General features: G+C 71.9%; 15 protein-coding genes. 6 read left to right on the forward strand and 9 right to left on the reverse strand.

From position 1 onward, the window contains the following. Window positions 1-80 precede the first annotated feature (80 nt). Window positions 81-656 (reverse strand): DUF4395 domain-containing protein, encoded by a 576-nt coding sequence (locus EVS81_RS13890; protein WP_130110894.1) that lies wholly within the window; start codon window positions 654-656, stop codon window positions 81-83. Continuing rightward, window positions 649-1,086, reverse strand: a complete 438-nt coding sequence (locus EVS81_RS13895; protein ID WP_165384275.1) for a thioredoxin family protein — start codon at window positions 1,084-1,086, stop codon at window positions 649-651. Before EVS81_RS13895 ends, EVS81_RS13890 begins: the two co-directional genes overlap by 8 nt. Window positions 1,087-1,284: 198 nt before the next feature. Here EVS81_RS13895 and EVS81_RS13900 point away from each other — a divergent pair, with 198 nt between their 5' ends. The 3 genes from EVS81_RS13900 to EVS81_RS13910 all read left to right on the forward strand — a co-directional run bounded on the left by EVS81_RS13900 (window position 1,285) and on the right by EVS81_RS13910 (window position 5,101). Then, a complete protein-coding gene (locus tag EVS81_RS13900; protein ID WP_130110896.1) occupies window positions 1,285-2,805 on the forward strand; it encodes an APC family permease in 1,521 nt (506 codons plus the stop codon). A gap of 119 nt (window positions 2,806-2,924) precedes the next feature. Next, the gene (locus tag EVS81_RS13905) at window positions 2,925-3,575 is read left to right on the forward strand and encodes a putative antibiotic biosynthesis monooxygenase (RefSeq protein ID WP_130110897.1); all 651 of its coding nucleotides are present in this window, start codon (window positions 2,925-2,927) and stop codon (window positions 3,573-3,575) included. A gap of 125 nt (window positions 3,576-3,700) precedes the next feature. Then, window positions 3,701-5,101 (forward strand): flavin monoamine oxidase family protein, encoded by a 1,401-nt coding sequence (locus EVS81_RS13910; RefSeq protein WP_130110898.1) that lies wholly within the window; start codon window positions 3,701-3,703, stop codon window positions 5,099-5,101. Here the strand turns inward: EVS81_RS13910 and EVS81_RS13915 are convergent. Both EVS81_RS13915 and EVS81_RS13920 read right to left on the reverse strand, forming a co-directional pair. Further along, window positions 5,065-6,114: a DUF4349 domain-containing protein gene (locus EVS81_RS13915; RefSeq protein ID WP_130110899.1), complete on the reverse strand. Its 1,050-nt coding sequence runs from the start codon at window positions 6,112-6,114 to the stop codon at window positions 5,065-5,067. The genes EVS81_RS13910 and EVS81_RS13915 overlap by 37 nt on opposite strands. A 73-nt stretch (window positions 6,115-6,187) precedes the next feature. Then, window positions 6,188-7,429: an MFS transporter gene (locus tag EVS81_RS13920; protein WP_130110900.1), complete on the reverse strand. Its 1,242-nt coding sequence runs from the start codon at window positions 7,427-7,429 to the stop codon at window positions 6,188-6,190. A 243-nt stretch (window positions 7,430-7,672) separates the two neighbouring features. Here EVS81_RS13920 and EVS81_RS13925 point away from each other — a divergent pair, with 243 nt between their 5' ends. Further along, the gene (locus EVS81_RS13925; RefSeq protein ID WP_130110901.1) at window positions 7,673-7,864 is read left to right on the forward strand and encodes a hypothetical protein; all 192 of its coding nucleotides are present in this window, start codon (window positions 7,673-7,675) and stop codon (window positions 7,862-7,864) included. Window positions 7,865-8,113: 249 nt separating this feature from the next. Here EVS81_RS13925 and EVS81_RS13930 read toward each other — a convergent pair whose 3' ends face one another. Further along, entirely contained in the window at window positions 8,114-9,703 is a 1,590-nt protein-coding gene (locus tag EVS81_RS13930; RefSeq protein WP_130110902.1) for a DEAD/DEAH box helicase, read from the reverse strand. A gap of 503 nt (window positions 9,704-10,206) precedes the next feature. Between EVS81_RS13930 and EVS81_RS13935 the strand changes: the two genes are divergently transcribed. Beyond that, window positions 10,207-11,493, forward strand: a complete 1,287-nt coding sequence (locus EVS81_RS13935; RefSeq protein ID WP_130110903.1) for an ATP-binding protein — start codon at window positions 10,207-10,209, stop codon at window positions 11,491-11,493. Between the two features lie 94 nt (window positions 11,494-11,587). On the opposite strand, the gene EVS81_RS13940 is transcribed toward EVS81_RS13935, so the two are convergent. The 4 genes from EVS81_RS13940 to EVS81_RS13955 all read right to left on the reverse strand — a co-directional run bounded on the left by EVS81_RS13940 (window position 11,588) and on the right by EVS81_RS13955 (window position 17,124). After that, on the reverse strand, window positions 11,588-12,952 hold the full coding sequence (locus EVS81_RS13940; RefSeq protein ID WP_130110904.1) for a toxic anion resistance protein: 1,365 nt from the start codon (window positions 12,950-12,952) through the stop codon (window positions 11,588-11,590). Between the two features lie 103 nt (window positions 12,953-13,055). Further along, window positions 13,056-14,207, reverse strand: coding sequence for a hypothetical protein (locus tag EVS81_RS13945; protein ID WP_130110905.1), 1,152 nt, complete (start codon window positions 14,205-14,207; stop codon window positions 13,056-13,058). Window positions 14,208-14,217: 10 nt separating this feature from the next. Further along, window positions 14,218-15,285 (reverse strand): hypothetical protein, encoded by a 1,068-nt coding sequence (locus EVS81_RS13950; protein ID WP_130110906.1) that lies wholly within the window; start codon window positions 15,283-15,285, stop codon window positions 14,218-14,220. A 9-nt stretch (window positions 15,286-15,294) separates the two neighbouring features. Then, the gene (locus EVS81_RS13955) at window positions 15,295-17,124 is read right to left on the reverse strand and encodes a substrate-binding and vWA domain-containing protein (protein WP_240739865.1); all 1,830 of its coding nucleotides are present in this window, start codon (window positions 17,122-17,124) and stop codon (window positions 15,295-15,297) included. Window positions 17,125-17,284: 160 nt separating this feature from the next. Between EVS81_RS13955 and EVS81_RS13960 the strand changes: the two genes are divergently transcribed. After that, window positions 17,285-21,229, forward strand: a complete 3,945-nt coding sequence (locus EVS81_RS13960; RefSeq protein WP_420813232.1) for a TM0106 family RecB-like putative nuclease — start codon at window positions 17,285-17,287, stop codon at window positions 21,227-21,229. Window positions 21,230-21,286: the final 57 nt, after the last annotated feature.

Below are 21,286 nucleotides of genomic sequence, written 5' to 3' on the forward strand. Positions count from 1 at the left end.
CGGTTCTCCGGAGAGTTCCCCGCGTTTTGGCGGGGTATTCTTGACGAAATCGAAAGTGAACGCCCGGTTGGGCTGCGGAATCAGTACCCTTGGCGGATGTGTCCGGCCGCGCCGCGGTCTCGGTGGCCGAGGCGGCCCGCGCGGGCGAGCAGCAGGTACACCTCACACCCCAGGCAGAAGCCGATCGCCGCGTTGAGCGCCGCCGCGACGAAGGCTGCAGCGCCCGCGACGGGAAGCGCCCACGGCACGCCGAGCAGGTGCAGCACGAGCCCGGCTCCGACCACGACGAGGCCGACCGCCTGTGCGAAGCGCGGCGGGCGCGGATCCTCCCACTCCGTCGGAGGGGACAGGCGGGGCTGGATCGCAGTGCGGAAGAGCGCGGAGAGCGGCTGGGTGCCCGCGGACACGAGCGACCACGCGAAGAGCGCGGCCACGACGGCGAGCGCGATGAATCCGGGGTCGGCCGCGCGGGCCGCGACGGGGAGCTCCCGGAGCGCGCCGCTCGTCGAGGTCCCCACGAGCGCGAGCGCGATCCCGATGCAGAGGAGCAGCGCTGTGATCGCGGCGCTCACGCGGGGGCCGCGCGGATCGATCGCCCCCGCGGGTCGCGCGTCGGCCGCGGGTCGCGCGTCGGCCTGGGACTCGGGGTCACTCATGGGCGGATCCTCCTGCGATGCGGTTCAGTTCGGTGGCGATGGACTCGCGCCCGATCGTGCCGGCGAGTCGCGAGCGCGGCGCGCCTCCGCCGTCCAGGATCAGCACGGTGGGGGTCTGCAGCAGGCGGTGCCGCGCCGCGAGCTGCGGCTGATCGGTCACGTCGACGTGCACGAAGTCGACGCCCGCGTACCGGGTCACGAGTTCGGAGATCAGGCGGCGGGTGCCCGGGCAGCGCGAGCAGTACGCGGTGCTGAACTGCACCACCGTGCCGCCGGGGCCGAGCCGGGGGGCGCCCACGTCGTGCGCGGTCAGGCGGTCCGTCTGGTCGAAGCGCTGCGTGCGGGCGGATCGCCGATGCGCCACGAGGCCCAGGAGTGCGGTGAGCACCAGCAGTCCGAGCAGGGTGATCAGTGCGGCGAGCGGAGTCATGGTGATCGAGCGTAGAGGCGCGCCGCACGAATGGCCATCGCCTGCGTTGCATTTCGTAATGTGAGACATAACTCGAGGTGATGTACTGTGGGGTGACGGCGCCAGCGCGGCATCCGGTGCGGCGCGCGGTGCGGCCCGGAGCGCCCCGCGGCGCACCCCCGGTCCTCGGGAGCGGCTCCGATGGCCCAGAATAGGCGCATGACCAAACACACGCTGGGCAACGCCACAGAGACCGGGCACATCCACGTCGGCAAGGGGCTGAACGCCGGGGCGCTCGGCGTGGTCGGCTCCACCGTCATCGGCCTGGCGTCGACGGCCCCGCTCTACTCGCTCGCGGCGACGCTCGGCTACGTCATCCTCGCGGTCGGTGCGCAGGCGCCCCTGGTCTTCGTCGTCGCCTGCGTGCCGATGATCTTCGCCGCGCTCGCCTACCAGGAGCTCAACCGCGAGATGCCGGACTGCGGTACCACCTTCGTCTGGGGGACGAAAGCGTTCGGGCCGGTCACGGGGTGGATCGGGGGCTGGGCGGTGGCCGTCTCCGCGATCATGGTGCTCGCCAACGTCGGCGAGATCACGGGCAAGTACTTCTGGCTGCTGCTCGGCAATCAGGAGTTCGCCGACAATCGGGTGATCGTCGTCGCCACGTCCGTGGTGTTCATGGCGCTCATGACCTTCATCAGCACCATCGGGGTGCAGATGGGCGAGCGCCTGCAGATGGTGCTCATGACCGTCCAGATCGTCGCCATGGTGCTCTTCGGCGCACTCGCGCTCTGGCACGCCCTCGACGGCAGCAACCCGGGCTCGATCGCATTCGACTGGCAGTGGTTCAACCCCGCCCAGCTCACCTCGTGGTCGGGGTTCATCGAGGCCGTGCTGCTCGCGCTCTTCATCTACTGGGGCTGGGACACCTGCCTCGCACTCAACGAGGAGACGAAGAACCCGAGGAAGACCCCGGGGCGCGCGGCCCTGTCGAGCATCGCGATCCTCATCGTGCTGTACGTCGGCATCTCGGTCGTCGTCATGATGTTCGCCGGCTTCGGTGACACCGGGTTCGGGCTGACGAATCCGGAGAGCATCGACGACGTGTTCTCGGTGCTCGGGGGCGCGCTGTTCGGCCCCTGGGGGTGGTTCCTGATCCTCGGCGTGATGCTGTCGGCGGCGTCGTCGACGCAGACGACGATTCTGCCCACCGCCCGAGGCACCCTCTCCATGGCGGTCTACCGCGCGCTTCCGGCGAAGTTCGCCGAGCTGCACCCGAGGTTCAAGACCCCCTGGTTCTCGACGACGCTCATGGGCGTCACCGCGATCGTCTACTACGTCGTCATGTCGATCATCTCCGAGGACGTGCTCGCCGACTCGCTCACATCGATGGGCCTGGCGGTGGCGCTCTACTACGCCATCACCTCGTTCGCCTGCGTCTGGTACTTCCGCGGCACGCTCCGCGACAGCGCGCGCAACCTGTGGATGCGCGGCATCCTGCCCGCACTCGGCGGGCTCATGCTGGGCTACGCCTTCGTGCAGTCTGCGATCGACATGTGGAGCGTCGACTACAGCTACACCGTGCTGCTCGGCATCGGAGGCGCGTTCGTGATCGGCGTCGGCGCGATCCTGCTCGGCTTCGTGCTCATGGGCATCTGGTGGCTGCGGCCGAACTCGCGCGTCTTCTTCCGGGGGGACAGCCTCAACCGCGACACCCCGGTGCTCGTCCCCGACGAGTGAGCCGGGGATCCGCACCGCGAGGCTCCGTCGGCGACCGCGAGTCGAACCGTCACCGGGCTGTCACGCGCCGGTGACCGTGCGTAACGCGCTCGACACGGTCGTGCGTTGGAATGGGGCGCATGAGCACCCCGGTGACCGTCGAGATCAGGCGGCAGACGCATCCCACCCGAACGGGCGACGCGGTCGCCTGGGTCGAGGAGGGGCTGCGCCTCGCCCGCGAGTTCGAGGGGTGCCTCGGGGGCGGCGTGATCCGCGACAGCAGCGACCGGAGCGTGCTGCACGCGATCTACCGCTTCTCCGATGAGCGCTCGCTCATCGGCTGGGAGCAGTCGGAACAGCGACGGCGCTGGCTCGACGCGGGCTCCGCACTCGTCCTCGATGCGCGCGTGCAGCGCCGCACCGGCATCGAGGGCTGGTTCGACGGGCCTCAGCTGCGTCGCAGCGTCGACGCGCGCACGGGCGATACCCGCACGGTCGTCGTGCGCGCGGCTCCGCTGCGGTGGAAGCAAGCGCTGGCGATCTGGATCGGCATGTACCCCGTGAACGTGCTGTCGTCCTGGGCGATCTCGCTGCTGCCCTGGTGGGGCGACGTCGCCCTCCCGCTGCGCTCGGCGATGGTGGTCACCGTGCTCGCCCCGCTGATGACCTTCGTCATGATGCCCGCGGTGACGAGGATCCTGAGACGGTGGTTGCGTCGCAACCCCGGTGCGATCGAGAAGGAGCGCTCGCTGCTGGAGGCGCTCGATCTGCGGGCGGCCGGACGCCGCTGACGGTGGCGGCCGCGGCGCGGATGCCGATGCCCCGCCGCGCGCGCCGGGTATCCTGGTGCCGACGCGCGGCGTCGCGCGAACGGTGCGGCGAGCCGATGCGCGCAGCGGAGAAGGTGCAGGAGCCGATGACGGAACGATGCGACACGATCGTCGTGGGCGCGGGGATCGCGGGACTCGTGGCGGCGCGGCTGCTGACCGGCGCCGGGCGGCGCGTGGTGGTGCTCGAGGCGCGGGACCGCGTCGGCGGGCGCGTGCACACCGAACGGGAGAGCGGTCGGATCACCGACCTCGGCGCCTCGTGGATCCACGGCATCTCGAACAGTCCGCTCCACGAGGTCACGACGGGCTTCGGCATGCCCGAGGTGGAGTTCACCGTCGGCAGCTACCAGGCGGGCGGTCGCCCCATCACCTACTTCGGCCCCGATGGCGCGCGCCTGAGCGAGTCCGAAGCCGACCGCTTCATCGCCGATGTCGCCGAGGTCGACGCTCGCCTCGCTCGCGTGATCGCGGCGGCGGCGCGCGGCAGCTCCTACGCCGATGCAGCCGACTCCGCGGTGCGCGCCGTGGTCGCTGAGCGGGGGTGGAGCAGACCCCGCGGCGAACGCGTGCTCGAGTACCTGCACCACCGCTCGGAGGAGCAGTACGGAGCCGACGCCGCGCTGCTCGATGCGCACGGCCTCGACGACGACGCGATCGAGGGCGACGAGGTCGTGTTCCCGGACGGCTACGGCCGACTCGCGGAGCATCTCGCCGCGGGACTCGACGTGCGGCTCGAGCACGAGGTCGGGGCAGTGAGCTGGGGCGACGGAGGCGTCGCGGTCGCCGTGCGCACGCCCGGCGGGTCCGGGCGTGCGGAGACGCTCACCGCGGAGCGCGCGGTGGTGACCGTGCCGATCGGCGTGCTGCGCTCGGGGGCCGTGCGCTTCGATCCGCCCCTGCCGGAGCCCATTGCCGGCGCCGTCGACGCGCTCGCGATGAACGCCTTCGAGAAGATCTTCCTGCGCTTCCCCGAGCGCTTCTGGGACGAGGGGATCTCTGCGATCCGGCGCCAGGGAGACGCGGCGAAGTGGTGGCACTCCTGGTACGACCTCTCGGGAGCGCACGGCGAACCGACGCTGCTCACCTTCGCCGCGGGGGAGTGCGCCGAGCAGATCCGGGACTGGCCCGAGGAGCGGGTGGTCGCGTCGGTGATGGCGGGGCTGCGCGAGATCTACGGGGCGTCGATCCCGGATCCCGCACACGTGAGAATCACGCACTGGCAGGACGACCCCTACGCGCGCGGCTCCTACGCCTACATGACACTGGGATCGCGCCCCGAGGATCACGGCGTCATCGCGACCCCGATCGTCGCGGCTGCGGGCGGTCGCCCCGCCGATGCGGTGCTGCACCTGGCGGGTGAGGCGACCTGGACCGAGGATCCCGCGACCGTCACCGCGGCGCTGTGCTCGGGCCATCGGGCCGCCGAACGGATCCTGGGCCGCTCGCTGCCCTACAGCGGGTTGCTCGGCGGCGCCGCCGGGTACTGAGGCACGGAGTCGCCCGTGTGCAGCGGGGCCGCGGGATCCGCAGAGGCTCCGGCGGTCTGAGGTGCGGCGGCGGCCTGCGCCGCGCGCTCCTGGGTCTCGCGCTCCTGCGCGGCGCGCTCCTGCGCGGCCTGGGCAGCGCGCGCCCGCCGGCCGGAGCGCACGCCCCGCACGATGAGCACGACCGCGAGAGCGAGCAGCGCCGCGAGCGCGAGCCAGGGCAGCAGAATGCCCAGCACCACCAGGGCGCCCGCACCGGCGGCCGCAAGCGAGTCGAGGCCGGCGAGCAGTCCCTCCCAGAAATTCGCCGGGCCGCCGCCGGGCAGCGCCGACGTCGTGCTCAGCGAGACCCAGATGGTGGCTTCGTCGACCTGCCCCTCCAACGACCGCAGTTGCGCGCGCAGGCCGTCCAACTCCTGCTGGCGCTGCGCCAGTGCCGACTCGGCCTCGATCAACTCGGTGGTGGTGTCGGCACCGGCCATCAGCTCGGTGAGGCGCTCCACCGACTCCTCGAGCGCGGCGACGCGCGCCCGCAGGTCCACGTGCTCGGCCGTCACGTCGACGGCGGAGCGGCTCTGGCTCACGACGTCGCCCACGCCGGTGAGGGCCGTGAACGTCTCGTCGAGGCGATCCGCCGGCACGCGCAGCGCGAGATCGGCCCCCGCAGTGGTCTTTGCGCTCGCGCGGTGCACGGTCATCGACTCCACCGACCCGCCTGCGCGCTGGGCGATCTCGGCGACCTCCTCGGCAGCCGCGTCGGGATCGGAGACCTCGATCGAGACCTGACCCGTGCGGATCACCGAGCGCGTGGACTGGTCTTCGAGGGCCTGCGGGGCGCCCTCGAAGGCACCGCCGGCCCCGTCCGTGCCGCCGGTGTCGCGGGCCATCTCCGGACCGACCAGGATCTCGGAGCTGGAAGCGCCTCCGCCGGTTCCCGGCAGGGCGGCGCACGCCGAGAGCGGCGCGAGGAGCAGGGCGGCTGCGAGCAGCACGGGAACGGAGGATCGACGCGTCATGCTCACACCCTACGGTCCGATGCGCGCGGGCGTCCGAGGCGAAGCTGCGGCTTGCCTGGGCGTGTCCGGATCGTTATGGCAGGGGCAGCGCGAGGGTGCCGGTCTCGGGAGGAGGTTCGACCGTGCGTCCCTTGAGGTCCGGGATCCAGCGGACCGTGCCCGCCGCGACCGCGGCCGCGACCACGAGCAGCGCGGTGGAGACGAGGATCGCGCCGTGCGCGCCACCCGCATCGATCGCGACCCCTCCGAGCGCCGACCCCGTGGCGACGCCCACGAGCTGGCCCGTGCCGATCCAGCCGTAGGCCTCGGCCGTCTCCGAGAACTTCACGGTCGAGCTCACGATGTTCGAGATCGCCGCGAAGACGGGGGCGGTGCCGAGACCGCCGATGAAGAGCACCGCGCTGAGCCACCACATGTTCAGGCTCACGAGGCAGGCCGCCGTGCCGACGAGCACGACGCCGATCCTCAGCAGCGGCGACCACGGACGCATGGCGCGGTGACCGATGAGCAGGCCGCCGACGAGCGATCCGCCCGCGAAGATCGCGAGGACGATGCCCGATTCGATGCTGCCGTGCCCGCCGCCCGAATCGCCGTGCTCGCTCGACCCTGCGAAGGCCGCGACGATTCCGGCCTCGATCGCGGCGAACGAGGCGACGAAGAAGAAGCCCATGACCGTGGAGATCACCACGGTCGGGTAGCGCAGCACCGCGCCGAGACCGCGCTTCGACCGCAGCAGCTGCACCTCGCCGACGGCGCGGCTCAGGATGAACCAGGCGCCGCCGCCGAGCAGGAAGGCGGCGGCGACGCACAGGCCGGCCGCGGTGCCGAACTGCGACGACACGAACACCGCGACGACGGGACCGAGCACCCAGATGATCTCCTGGGCCGAGGCGTCGAGGGAGAAGAGCGCCGAGAGCTGGTTGCCGGGAACGAGCTTGGGGTAGAGCGTGCGCACGGCGGGGGTGACCGGAGGGGTCGAGAGGCCGACGAGGAACGCGATCGCGGCGACGAGGGGGAGCGGGAGGTGCACGAGCGCGATCGTCACCAGCAGAGCCGAGCAGAGCACCGACGTGATCGAGAGCACGCGACGCATGCCCCAACGGCCCATCAGCCTGCTGCTCAGCGGACCGGAGATGGCCTGACCGATGCTCTGCGTGGCGAGCACGATGCCGGCCGAGGTGAAGTCGCCGTAGGCGAGTTGGATGTGCAGCAGCAGGATGATCGAGAGCATCCCGAAAGGGAATCGGGCGGTGAGCTGGGAGAATAGGATGCGGAAGACGCCGGGGTTCCGCCCCAGATCACGATACATGCCCATCAGAGCAGTATACGGGCGAAACCGTCGTCGAAGTCAGTGACGGACTTCGGATTTAGCGGCCGAATGCGCGGAATCGTGCATATTCGAGTGCCCCGGCGCGCCCGAGCCTCCGCGTCCCCCTGCCCGGAGCCCGCGGGCGCTCCCGGCTCCTGCGCCGGCGGTGCCTCGCAGTTCGCGGCGGGTGCGGTCCCCGCTTTCCGGCCGCCCCTGTGCTCCGACCCCGGTCGGGGGTACCGTGGAGGTATGAGGCACCAGGAGCAGGACGGGAGCCCGTCGAACGGGTCGGAGCCGAGGCGCGACGCGGAGTTGAACGCCGAGCTCGAGGAGGTCTGGCAGCAGGAGTCGCCCGACACCGCCAGACGCACCGAGTTCGCCGACGAGGTCGACGGAGAGCTCGGCACGCGTGCGCCAGGTCGCACGGGCGACGCGGCGTAGCGCGCCGGCCGTGCGACCTGGCGCACCCGCGTCGAGATCCCGATTCCGGTCGCTCTTCAGGAGGAGATGCGGTGAGAATCGGGATCTCGAGACGGGTTCGGCCCCGGGCTGGTGCGTTCCGGGTCGGGCACGAGCGCGACGCCTCCGCAGCCACCGGCTCACCGCCGTTCGAGATGACGCGAGCGGGGTCCGGACTGCGAGAGTCCGGACCCCGCTCGCGTCGCTCGTGCGCCCTTCAGACGCTGGGCGCTACGCGCCCGGAGTGCTCGTCGAGTAGACGGTGCCGCCCGAACTCTGCGCGCGACGCCCCGAGCGGCGGCGTCCGCCCTGAGATTCGCCGCCGGAGCGCTGCTGGCGCTCGGCCTGCGGGCGCTGCGATTGCGCACCGCCCTGCGCGCGGTCCGAGCGGCGTGCGCCGCCGCCCTGGGCGCCGCGATCCTGACGCCCCTGCTGAGCGTGCTGCTGGCCCGAACCGCCGGCGGGCGCTCCCGCACCGCGCCCGCGGCCGCCGCGCGAGCGCTTGCGCTTCGCGTTGGCGCCGGTCGACTGGCCCGCGCCGGCAGGGTTGTGGCCCGCGGCGCGCTGCTGCGCCGCCTGGGCCTCGGCGCGCCGCCGCTCGGTCTCGCGCGGGTCGACGCGCGGCGCGACCTCGCCGATGAGCGAGAGCACCTCGGGGTCGACGTTCGCGGCGTTCGGATCCACCTGACGCGGGGTCACGCGGATCTTCGCCGCGCGCATGATCTGCCGCATCTCGCCGCGCTGCTCGGGCAGCACGAGAGTCACCACGTCGCCCTCGTTGCCGGCGCGCGCGGTGCGGCCCGAGCGGTGCAGGTAGGCCTTGTGCTCCACCGGCGGGTCGATGTGCACGACGAGCTCGACGCCGTCGACGTGCACGCCGCGCGCCGCGACGTCGGTGGCCACCAGGACCTTCGCGTCGCCGCTCACGAACTCGGCGAGATTGCGGTCGCGGGCGTTCTGCGACAGGTTGCCCTGCAGCTCCACCGCGGGGATGCCGCGCGCCGTGAGCTGCTTGGCGAGCTTCTTGGCCTGGTGCTTCATACGGGTGAAGAAGATGCGGCGGGAGGTGCCGCTCGCGAGTGCTTCGATCAGCGCATCCTTCTGCTCCTTGCCCGACACCTCGAACACGTGGTGGGTGAGCTGCGGTACGGGGCTCTCGGCGCTGTCGACCGAGTGGAGCACCGGGTCGTGCAGGTACTTCTTGACGATGTTGTCGACCCCGTTGTCGAGGGTCGCGCTGAAGAGCAGTCGCTGGCCCTGCTTCGGCGTCTTGTTGAGGATCCGGGTGACGACGGGCAGGAAGCCCATGTCGGCCATGTGGTCGGCCTCGTCGAGCACGGTGATCTCGACGCCGTCGAGGCTCACGAGGCCCTGGCGCATGAGGTCGTCGAGGCGCCCGGGGGCGGCCACGACGATGTCGACGCCGGCCTCGAGCGCGGCCTCCTGGCGGCGCTGGGGGATGCCGCCGAATATCGTCGTGACCTTGACGCCGACGGGATCGGCGAGCATCTTGACGGTCTCGGCGATCTGGGTGACGAGCTCGCGGGTGGGGGCGAGCACGATCGCGCGCGGGCGGCTCGCCCGACGCTTGGCCTGCGCGCCGTCGGCGAGGTTCGCGACGAGCGGGATGCCGAACGCGATGGTCTTGCCGGAGCCGGTGCGGCCGCGGCCGAGCACGTCGCGGCCGGCGAGCGTGTCGGGCAGCGTGTCGCGCTGGATGGGGAACGGAGACGACTTGCCGTTCTTGTCGAGCGCGTGCGCGATGGGCTCGGGCACGCCGAGCTCGACGAAGGAGGGCGTGGTGGGGGTCTGCTCGGTCACGTGGACCTTTCGTGTTCGTGCTGCGGCGCGGCGATGGCCCGGCGCACTGGCACCCGGGGGTGCGTCTGCGGGCCGGCCGTCGCGCGTCGCTGCGGAATCGGCGAGTGCGCGGGATCGCGCATTCGTTCGCCGCGGAGAGTCTGTGGGCCCGTGGGCGCCCGCGCCGAACCGGGATGAGGGTTCCGGCGCATGAATATCAGCGACGATGGGGCCGGCGTGCACCGGCCCGTGCCTCCAGCCTAGCGGATCCCTCCGGGGAATGGGCCCCCGATCCTGTGCCCTGTGCCCGCTCCCGCCGTTCAGGCAGGCGATCGAGACTCAGGAGGACGTCTACACCGGCGGAAACGTCCTCCTGAGTCTCGGTCGACCTCGTGAGCTTCGGGATCCGGGGTGGACGGCGCGATCCGGAGCGCCCCGTGAAATCTGCTGATCCGCGGAAGAACCCCGAATCTGCACGGACGCCGCCGCCCGGTGGGCGCGGGGGCATCTGGCATGATCGCTGCATGGGACGCATTCACATTCGCGAATTTCACGACGACGACCTCGACGCGGTGGTCCGCCTGTGGTGGGAGGCCCGCTCGTCGTCCGAGCAGCCCGTCTACTCGCTCGCCGAGGTCACCGCTTCGTGCCGCGAGGACCACGCCGTGGTGGCGGTGCGCGACGAGGTCATCGTGGCGGCCGCCGTCGGGCGCGCGGCGCACGCCCAGGGGTGGGTCGTGTTCTTCGGGATCGCGGAGGACGCCCGATCGGAGAACGTGTCGGGCGCCCTGCTCGACGCTCTCGAGCGCAAGATGGCTCCGATCGGCCTGTCGACGCTCTCGGTGCTGATGCCGGAGGGCAGCCGCCTCGACCTGCTCACCTCGAACGGCTTCCAGCTGCGGCACAGTCTGCGCTACCTCGAACGGCAGATGCCCGTGCAGCGGCGCGAGCTCGATCTGCTCAAGGATCTCGGCGGTCGGATCCTGCCCCGCCACCTCTGGGAGAACGTCGCGGGGATGCGCCGCGAGAAGCGCTTGCTCGAGGAACGCCTGGTCGCCCCGCTCGCGCAGCCCGATCTCGCCGATCGCTACGGCGTGGTGCCGCCGCGCGCGGTGATGCTGTTCGGCCCGCCGGGCACGGGCAAGACCACGTTCGCGAAGGCGGTGGCGTCGCGGCTCGACTGGCCCTTCGTCGAGGTGTTCCCCTCCCGGCTCGGCGACGGGAAGAACAGCATGGCGTCGTCGCTGCGGAGCGTGTTCGAGCGCATCGACGAGCTCGAGCACGGCGTGGTCTTCATCGACGAGGTCGAGGAGATCGCCTCCCGCCGCAGCGATCCGCCGACTCCCACGCAGGGCGTGACCAACGAGCTGCTGAAGATCGTCGCCGACTTCCGCGCCCGCGAGGGCATGCTGCTCATCTGCGCCACCAATTTCGTGCGCGGGCTCGATGCCGCGTTCCTGCGGCACGGTCGCTTCGACTACGTGCTGCCGATCGGCCTGCCGGATGCGGAAGCGCGCGAGGCGATCTGGCGCCGCTACGTGCCGGCGGAGCTTGCCGCCGAGGTCGCGTTCGACCGTCTCGTGCTCGAGAGCGACGGGCTCACCCCCGCCGATATCGAGTACGCCGCACGACGCGCCTCGCAGGAGGCGCTCGCGCGAGCACTCGCGACCGGGGTCGGCCGCCGCCCGGAGGAACGGGCCGAGTTGACGACGAGTGACTACCTCTCGGCGCTCTCGGCGACACGCGCGACGGTGTCGGAGGAGCAGCAGGCCGCGTTCCTCGAGGACATCGACGACATCGCGCGGCTGTAGGAGGCCGCGCCCCGATCGATACCTCCGGCTCGCCCCCCGGTTCGCCCGGCCCGCCCGGCCCGTCCGGCCCGCCAGATCCTGCTGCGGCGCCCGATCAGCGCGTCAGCTTGCCGAGCAGATCGTCGCCCGGGTCGGAGTCGCCTGTCCGGGGCGCGCTCGCCGCGTCCCCGCCGACCGCGCCCCGGCGACTCGCATCGGCGATCGCGCGCTGCGACTGCAGCACCGCATCCTCGATCACAGCCTCGCCGCGCTCGAGCGCCTGCAGATTGCGAGCGCGCAGCGCCCGACCCGATCGGTCTGCCTCGACGATCGCGCTGCACTGGGCCTTCACCGAGTCGATGACCGTCCAGATCGTCTCCTCGGTGATCACCGGTGCCTGCGACGCGTTCGCCACCATCTCGACCGATTTCGCGGTCTCCGAGAAGGCGCCCTGGATGAGCTTGTTGGTTCCCTCCTGCACCGAGGCCCCCAGCTCCGCGCCCTCCTTCGCGAACGCGGCCTGCTGCCAGAGGGCGAGCGACTGCCGCGCCGACGGCAGGCCCATCGTGCGGAACGTCGCCAGTCGGCGACGGAGGGCGAACGTGGTGACGATGAGGTTGCGCGTCGCGGGCGCGTGCGCGAAGCCCAGGAAGAACTGCGAGCGCCAGTCCGACCAGCTCTTCTCGGTCTCGGAGAGCACGAACGACAGCTTGCTGTGGACCTCGCGCAGTTCGCTCGTGGTGATGGTCTCGCCCCGGTAGACCGCCGATTCCGAGGCGGAGCCCTCCGCGGCGCGTAGGGCGGCATCGGCCTCGTCGAAGTCGCCGCGCAGCTCGTCGATCACCTGTTCGAGCGCCGCGAGCACGGCCACCACGTCGTCCATGTGGGCAAGGGTCTGCTCGTGGAGCAGCTGACCGCGGGTGATGTTGTCGGCGAGCGCCGATTCCATCTCCTGGAGCTTGACCTCGGCCAGGTCGATCTTGTCGGCGATGGGCTTCGACTCGCGGATCATCGTCGTCAGGGTGTACCGGCCCTTCTTGAACCAGCCCACGACGGTGTCGACCGCGTTCTCGAGCTTCTCGGATCGCCACTTCTTCTCGAAGCCGTCCATCGTGCGCAGCATGTCGTTGACGACGGCATCGGCCTCGGGCACCCTGATGCTGCGCTGCGCCTCCAGCAACTGGACCGAAGCGCTGTTCATCTTCTCCATGACGGGACCGCCGAAGGTGACGATCTGGTTGACGTCATCGACGAATTTGCGGGCAAGCGCCGGCGCTCCTCGCCGCAGGTCGTCGAGCTGCTTCGCGGTGAGCAGACTGCGGAAGCGGAACGCCGCATCCTGCGGGGCGGCGGACTCGACCTCTTCGGCGGGGACCTCGGCGATCGCGAGTTCCAGGGGTGTGGCACGCGCCTCCTCGCTCTGCGTGTCCCCGGGCTCCAAGAGCGCGGCGAAATCTACTGCAACGGTCTGCTCTGACATCGGTCTCCTTCAGTGGCGGTGTGCGGTGTGCGGTGTGCGCGTGTGGTGTGCCGTGCGCGGGCGGTACTTCGGGCGGACGTGCGGGGGCGGGCCGTCGGCGATGTCACGGCTCTCCATCGCCGTAGACGTCCGACAGCTTCGCACCGTTTCGCGGTCGTGTGAGCGATTCGAGCGCGACTCTGAACTCGATGTCACGCGATTCGCTCAGCTGGCGCACGTTCTCGACCACCTCCTGGTCGACCGCGTCGATGGCGCCGAGCACCTGCGCGATGCGCAGCTCGGGATCGCTCCAGTACCCCGGATTGCGCAGGAGATCGCCGTAGTAATCCTCCGAGAGCAGCGAGACGAGCTTCGTGAGAGTCGCGGCGTACCGGGATACGAGCAGGCGCTGCTGCTGCTCGGGTCCCTGCTGCGCGCGCGCGAACAGATCTGAGAGGTGCCCGAGGAGCGGGCGGAGCCGACCGCTGCGATCCGGGCCCGTCTCCCGCCCCATCAGGCGGGGGAGATACTCCGCGACGGCGCCGACGACGGGATTTCCGGGGTCGCTGCGCCGATCGGCCCCGCTGCCGCCGTAGAGCCCCGCGAAGAACTGCAGCTCGTCGAGCGCGCGGGCGAGCGTCGCACCGTTGGCCTCGTCGATGCTGCGGAGCTGCTCGGCTGCGGCGCCGGGGTGCGGCTGGGGCACCGCCGCGGTGCGCGCGCCCCGGCGGGGTCGCCAGGACACCTCGAGGGTGGCGGGCAGCGGGTGCCTGGTCTCCCGCCCGGCGAGGCCGAGCGGGCCGCGGGAACGCACAGCGATGAAGCCGCTGCGGAGCGTGCCGCGGCGCCTAGGCGCGAGCGAGACGGGAATGCTCAGCGCCTCGCCGGGCGGGGCCACGAGCGGGATCCACGGCGACGACGAGGCTCCGGATCCGCCGCTTCGATCCGCTCCCTGCGCACTCGCGCGCGTCAGCGCGTGCTTGGGCCAGGTGTCCTGCACCGCGCCCCTGATCGCGCGGTCGCCCGTATTCCGCACCCCGATCCGCATCTGGACCGGTTCGTCGCGCAGCGCGGACGAGGGGCCCCGGCGGGAGACCTCGACGCGGCGCGGACTGGGGGTCAGGGCGATGTCGGCCGCCGCGGCCAAGCCGCACAGGGCGGCCCAGCCGCCGAGCGCGGCGAGCACCGGCACGCCGACCAGGCCGAGCAGCGCGACGGGGCCGGCACCCAGAAGCGCGATGGCCGCGAATCGCGGAGTGAGAAACGCCGTGCTCATCGTGCCTCCGCTAGTCTTCCCGGCGGTCGGGGTAGACGTCCGAGAGCTTTGCCTCGGCGACGGTGCGGGTGAGCGCGTCGAGGGCCACCTGGAACTCGATGTCGCGCGACTCGTTGACCTGCCGGATGTTCTCGACCGCCTGGACGTCGACCGAGCGGACGGCCTCGCGCACCTCCTCGATGCGGCGATCGGCGTCGTTCCAGAACCGCGGATTGCGGAGGATGTCGCCGTAGTAGTCGTCGCCGAGCGCTTTGAGCAGCTTGGCGAGCGTGTCCTTGTACTGCGCCTGCAGCAGCCGGGTCTGCTGCTCGCTCCCGCGCCGACGCGCGCGCACCATGAGCTCGGCGACGTGGTCGGCGAGTGCGACGATCCGCGGCCCGAGATCGGGATCGACCGCCGCGCGCTCGCGCAGGGCGTCGATGGACTCGCGCACCTGCTCGCCGTTCTCGCCGAGCAGCGCGGCGCGCAGCTCCCGCTCCATCCGACGGGATCCCGCGACCCCGCGGCTCCGGCGCCGCGCACGCACCAGCACGAGCAGGCCACCGACGATCACCACCACGACGGCGACGGCCACGACGCCGATCACGAGGCCTGCCCCGCCCGGGGCGGCAGACGGCGGCTGCGCGCCGCCGCCCGGGGCCAGCGAGTCCGCGATCGCGGCGACGGCGATGCCCCCGTCGGCTTCGGATTGCGCGTAGAGCGACTCGGTGATCCCGGTCTCGTCGCCGCCCGCCGCCACCGCGAAGCGGTCCTGCCCCGGGTGATCCTCGATCACGATGAGGGTGTCGGAGCCCGTGGCGGTCCTCAGCTGCGCCGCCAGGGTGCCCGACGGCACGCTCTGCGCCTGGTCGGGCCGGGGGATCACGACGACGCGCACGCCCTCGGGCAGCACGCCCTCGAGCTGCGACGCATTCGATATCGCCGCCCCGTCGACCTCGCAGACGACCCGGTCGCCGCACGCGTCGGCGACCTCGGTCGCATCGGTGACGGCGAGCGCGGGTGCGGCGGCGAGGGTCGCCGCACCGACGGTCGCGAGGCCGGCGAGGCTCGCGATGAGTGTCGCTCTGAAGGGTCGCACGTTCGCTCGCTAGAAGTTGTTCATGACCGACTGGAAGGTCTCGGTGATCTTGCTCGGGTCGGAGGCGTTGAAAACCTGCCCGCCCGAGGCGCGGGCGAGCTTCTCCAGCGACTCGAGGTCGGCGCCCTCGGAGTAGGCGATCGCGAAGATGCGCACCGGCTTGTTGTTGCCGCCCTCCTGCTGATCCGCGTTGATCCGCTGGATCAGCGATTCGAGGCGCATCACGGAGTCCGTGTCCTCGCCGTCCGAGAGCACGACGATGGCGTTGATGCGGCCGGTCTCCGCGTGGCCCTTCATGGAGTCGTAGCCCGCCGCGATCGCGTCGTAGAGGGGAGTGCCGGCGCGCTGGCTGTGGGCGAGATCCCGGATGTCGTCCTGCAGGCCCTCCTTGTCGCCGCCGAGGGGCCCGAAGGGGCGCACCACGCCGATCCCGTCGATCCGTTCGCCGTCGATCTCCGAACTCAGCCCGGTGGTGAACGCCCAGACGCCGATCTCGTCGGTGGGGCGGACCTGTCCGAGCGTCGTGGTCGCTCCCTCGATGGCGCCGTCGAGGCGGGTTCGAGAACCCCCGATGCTCTCGTCCATCGACCCCGAGATGTCGATGATCTGGAGGATCGCCGAGGGCTTGCGGATCAGGGCCCACTGGTCGAGTGCCGCGGAGACGACCTCGGGCGCCGGCTGCGGCAGTGAGCGCACCGGCTGCTCGGGATCGATGCCCACGTCGGCGTTGAGCGTGGCGGAGACGTCGACGGCGTCGTCGAGCGGCCGGAATCCGTACTCGGGGAGCAGCTGCTGCGCCTCGGGCGTGTGGAGGAAGCGGACGAAGGCCTCGGCCGCGAGCCTCTGCTCGGGCGTGACCCAGTCAGCCTCGAGCACCACCGCGGGGTTGTCGCTCCACATCGAGCCCTCGCTGGGGTAGATCGCCACCAGCTTCTCTTCGGGCGGGGTGAGTTCTTCGCCGGGCTGCACCGTGTGCGAGTCGGGGTTGCCGATGTTGTAGTTGTAGAGCGAGGTCTCCTCCAGCGCGATCGCGCTGACGTAGGAGGATCCGCTGCCGGTGGACCTGTCGACCAGGTTCTGCAGCACCTTGCCGGTGGTGTCCCCGTAGTGGATCGCCCCCGACTCGAAGACGCGGGAGAACTCCTCCGAGGCGTCGACATCGGCCGCCGTGAGATCCTCGGTCTTGCCGGAGGCCGCGTAGGACTGCATCAGCAGCGTCGACATGCCGGTGGTGGAGCTGTTCGGGTTCGTCTTGGCGATCTTGAACGAGCCCCACATGGGCTTGTCGACCGCGCCCCACCCGTCCGGATCCGCGATCAGGTCGTGGAGGTCGGAGATGCCGATCTCGGCGTTCGGGTATCCGAGCGCCCGGGCCATCGACTCCGGCACCCCGAACACCACCGGGGTCTTCGCGAAGCTCTCGGCGCCGGCGACCACGCGCTCCCCGGCGATCGAGGCGACGCGGTCGGTCCAGACCGTCGACGCCGGCGACCAGACGGACGGCGCGGTGTCGTCGCCGAGCGCCCAGGTCTCGGTGGAGTCGGAGAGATACTGCGCGGCCTTGCCCGAGGCGACGTTCACGGGGCGCACGGTCGCGCACCCGTCCAGACCGTCGTGCTCCGCGGAATCCGCGAAGCTCTGGCCGAGCTCTTCCATGAGGTTGACCTTTTCGGACGAGGTGGCGACGACCACCGACGTGCAGCCGTCGTCGGCGAGGCCGCCCGCCTGCCCGCTCCCGACCTGACCGCCCTCGGGAGTGCAGCCGGTGAGCACCAGGGCGAGCGAGCAGGTGAGCGCGATCGCCCCGCCGAGTGTGCGATGGAGTGCGCGATGGGACACGGTCTTCGGGATCCTCTCAGCGATGCGAGTGTGCCTTCTCAGCCTATGCCACCTCGACGGGAGGGAGCGCGGCTGTCAGCCGCTGGTTCGCTGAGAGCGCGTGCGCTCGGGCCGCCTCCGCAGCGGATGTCGGAGGCTCCCGGTAGGTTCGGAGCGCGGGGTGATCCACCCCGGAGAGGAGGCCGACGTGTTCCTGCAGCGTCGATCCGTGCCGGGCGGCAGCGGGGAGGACCCGCATCGCATCGTCACGAGCGCGAGCGATCTCACGGCCGCGAGCGCGTGCGAGTTCGCGTTCCTGCGTCGGGTGGACGCGAAGCTCGGCCGCGACGTCGAGGTGCCGCCCGACGACGATCCGATGCTGGCCCGCGCCGCGCGGCTCGGCGACGCCCACGAGGAGCGCACGCTCGAGGCGTACCGGGCGCGGTGGGGCGCCGGATCGGCGGGGGAGGCCGGCGGGGTCGTCGAGATCCCGCGTCCCGACTCGATGAGCGAGGCCGATCTGGCGCGTGTCGCCGAGCAGACCGAAGCGGCGCTGGGCGCCCGCGCCGACGTGGTCTTCCAGGCCACCTTCTTCGATCCCGCGCAGCGCCCCGCGGGGTCCACCCGTCATCCTGCGGCCGGGCCCGCACCCCGTCATCCGGCGGCCGGGCCCGCACCCCGTCATCCTGCGGCCGGGCCCGCACTCGGTCATCCTGCGGCCGGGCCCGCACTCGGTCATCCTGCGGCCGCGGAGCGGATCGCAGGATCCACCGCCGATCCCGCACTCCGTCATCCTGCGGCCGCGGAGCGGATCGCAGGATCCACCGCCGGGCCCGAGATCGGCTTCATCGGTTTCGCCGATTTCCTGCGTCTTTGCGCAGACGGCTCATACGAGGTGCAGGACACGAAGCTCGCCCGCCGCGCCAAGGTCACCGCGCTCATGCAGCTCGCGGCCTACGCCGAGCAGCTCGAACGCATCGGCGTGCGCGTCGCGCCCGAGGCCGTGCTCATCCTCGGCGACGGCGCCCGCTCACGTCATCGCATCGCCGACATCGCCCCGGTGTTCCGCGCCCGTCGCGAACGGCTCCACGACATCCTGCTCGCGCGATACGGCGCGGTCGGCGCCGATGGGGCGCGGAAGAGCGCCGCGCCCGTGGCCTGGGGCGCCGCAGGCATCTCGGCGTGCGGTCGCTGCGAGGTGTGCGAACCCGAGATCGAGCGCACGCGGGACCCGCTGCTGATCGCCGGGATCCGGCGTGCGCAGCGGGATGCTCTCGTCGCCGCCGGATTCGACACGATCGACGCCGTCGCGACGCTGGCCACGGGATCCCGCGAAGGCGGCGCGCCCGCGGAGCGCACCGGCGGCCGATCCCGCGCCGTGGACGGCCTCGCCGATGCCGCGCTCGAGCGGCTCGCGGTGCAGGCGGCGGTGCAGCTCGCGGCGGTGCCGGGCGAGGCTCCGCCCGTGCGCGTGGTCGACGCGGCGGCGCTCGCCGCGATCCCGCTGCCCGATGCGGGGGATCTCTTCTTCGATTTCGAGGGAGATCCCATGTATCGCGAACCGGGCGACGACGGGTCGGCGAGGTGGGGGATCGACTACCTCTTCGGCATGATCGACGCGCGCGAGCGCTTCACCCCGCTATGGGCCCACGACCTCGAAGCGGAGAAGCGGGCGCTGCTCGACTTCCTCGATCTGGTCGCTGCGCGCCGCGAGCGCTATCCGGGCATGCGCATCTACCATTACGCGGCCTACGAGCGCACCCACCTGCTCAGCATCGCTGCCCGGCACGGCGTCGGCGAGGCAGAGGTCGACCGGCTGCTGCGCGAGCATGTGCTGGTCGACCTCTACCCGATCGTGCGCCGCGCGCTCCGCGTCGGCTCGCGCTCGTACTCGATCAAGCGGCTCGAACCCCTGTACATGGGGGAGCAGCTGCGCGATGCGGGCGGGGTGACGAGCGGCGCCCAATCGGTGACCGAGTACGCCGACGCGTGCGCGCAGCTCTCCTCTGAAGACGCAGCCGAGCGGGCTGACGGACGAAGGCGGCTCGAGGCGATCGCCGACTACAATCGCTACGACTGCCTGTCGACGCTGCGGCTGCGCGACTGGCTGCTGCGCCTCGCTGCCGAGCGCGGCGTCGCCCCCTACCCGCCCAACGAGGTCGCGGAGCGCCGCGACCCGGATCTCGAGCTCAGCGCGGTTGCCGCGGCACTGGCCCGGCGCAGCGGCGACGCGCTCCCGGAGCGGGATCGCACGGCCGCCGCGCTCGCCGCGAGCGCGATCGACTACCATCAGCGCGAGCAGAAGGCGTTCTGGTGGGCGCATTTCGCGCGGCTCGTCGATCCGGTCGAGGACTGGGCCGATGCCCGCGATGTGATGCTCGTCGATCCGGTGCTCAGCCGGATCGAGGACGACTGGTTCGTGCCGCCGCGAGCGCGCGCCGAGCGACGCCGTCTGCGCCTGCGCGGTGAGATCGCCCCGGGCAGCAGCCTGCGCGCGGGCGACGCCTTCGTGCTCTACGAGCACCCTGCGCCGTTCAGGCAGCCCGGGGCGGCGCCGGGCGCGCGCGGCGCCCGGCGAGTCAGGATCGTCGAGCGTTTCGACGACGGTGTGACGGTGGAGGAGTCCGCAGGCCCCGCCGATCGCACCGACGCGCTGCCCAGTGCGCTCGTTCCCGGGCCGCCCCCGCCCGCGGGCGCGCAGAAGGGTGCGATCGAGGAGTGGGGTGCGACGCTCTCCGAGGCGCTCGGCCGCGGCGGGTTCCCGGCCGACCCGGTCGTCGACCTGCTGCGGCGGGCGCCTCCGCGGCTTCTCGCGCACGCGCCGCTCGTCGCCCCCGATGCGCCGGAGGCGATCGATGCGGCGGGAGCTGCCGGGCCGGCCGGGGCGTCGGGCCTCGCGGGGGCCGTCATCGCGAGCCTGCGCCGGCTGGATCGCAGCTACGTCGCGCTGCAGGGGCCGCCCGGCACCGGCAAGACCTATCTCGCGGCCCGGGTGATCCGGACGCTCGTCGAACGCGATGGGTGGCGGATCGGGGTGGTGGCCCAATCCCACCGGGTGGTCGAGAACGTGCTCGACGGCGTGGTCGCCGCGGGTCTCGATCCCACGCTCGTGGGCAAGGTGCCTCAGGGCGGGTCGCTCGACCCGCACGCCGCCGAGCCGGTGTACACCGTGCTGCCGCGCAACGGTCAGCTGCGCTTCGCCTCCGGACACCGCGCCGCGGGGCGGGGGTGCGTGATCGGGGGCACGGCCTGGGACTTCAGCAACGAGGGCCGCTTCGAGCGCCGTGGCCTCGACCTGCTCGTGATCGACGAGGCCGGACAATTCTCGCTGGCGCCCACCATCGCGGCGTCGGTCGCGGCCGAACGGCTCCTGCTGCTCGGGGACCCGCAGCAGTTGCCGCAGGTCTCGCAGGGCACCCATCCCGAACCCGTCGACGCATCTGCGCTGGGCTGGCTGCTCGGCGAGCACGGCACGATGCCCCACGACCTCGGGTACTTCCTCGCCGAGACCCGGCGCATGCGCCCGGAACTCGCCGAGGTCGTGTCCGAGCTCGCCTACGAGGGGCGGCTCCGCGCGCACCCCGACGCGTCGGAGCGGCACGTCGAGGGCGCGGGCCCGGCGGGTCTCGTGTGGCACCCGGTGCGCCACGCAGGCAACGCCACGAGCTCGCCCGAGGAGGCCGCCGAGGTCGTGCGCATCGTGCGCGAGAGTCTGAGCGGCCGGCTCCGAAACCGCGCGCGGGAGCCGGGGGTAGGGAGAGGGCTGACCGAGGACGATCTGATCGTCGTGGCCGCCTACAACGCGCAGGTCGAGTGCATCGCCGAGGCGCTCGCCGCCGAGGGGCTCGGGCGCGTACGCGTGGGCACCGTCGACCGCTTCCAAGGTCAGGAAGCGGTGATCGCCATCGTCTCGCTCGCGGCCTCCAGCCCGGACGATGCGCCGCGCGGTCTCGAGTTCCTGCTCATGCGCAACCGGCTCAACGTCGCGATCAGCCGGGCCCAGTGGGCCGCGCATCTCGTCTCCTCGGACCGACTGGGCGAGGGACTGCCCAGCAGCCCCGAGGGACTCGCCGCGCTCTCGGCGTATCTCCGGCTCACGGAGCGGGCGACGCCGCCGCCGCGGTGACGCGACGAGCCCGATCGGCGCGGCGCAGGGGGAGCCGGCGCGGTGCCGATCGCACCG

Origin of the sequence: Leucobacter triazinivorans (genome assembly GCF_004208635.1) — a bacterium.
Classification (GTDB): domain Bacteria; phylum Actinomycetota; class Actinomycetes; order Actinomycetales; family Microbacteriaceae; genus Leucobacter; species Leucobacter triazinivorans.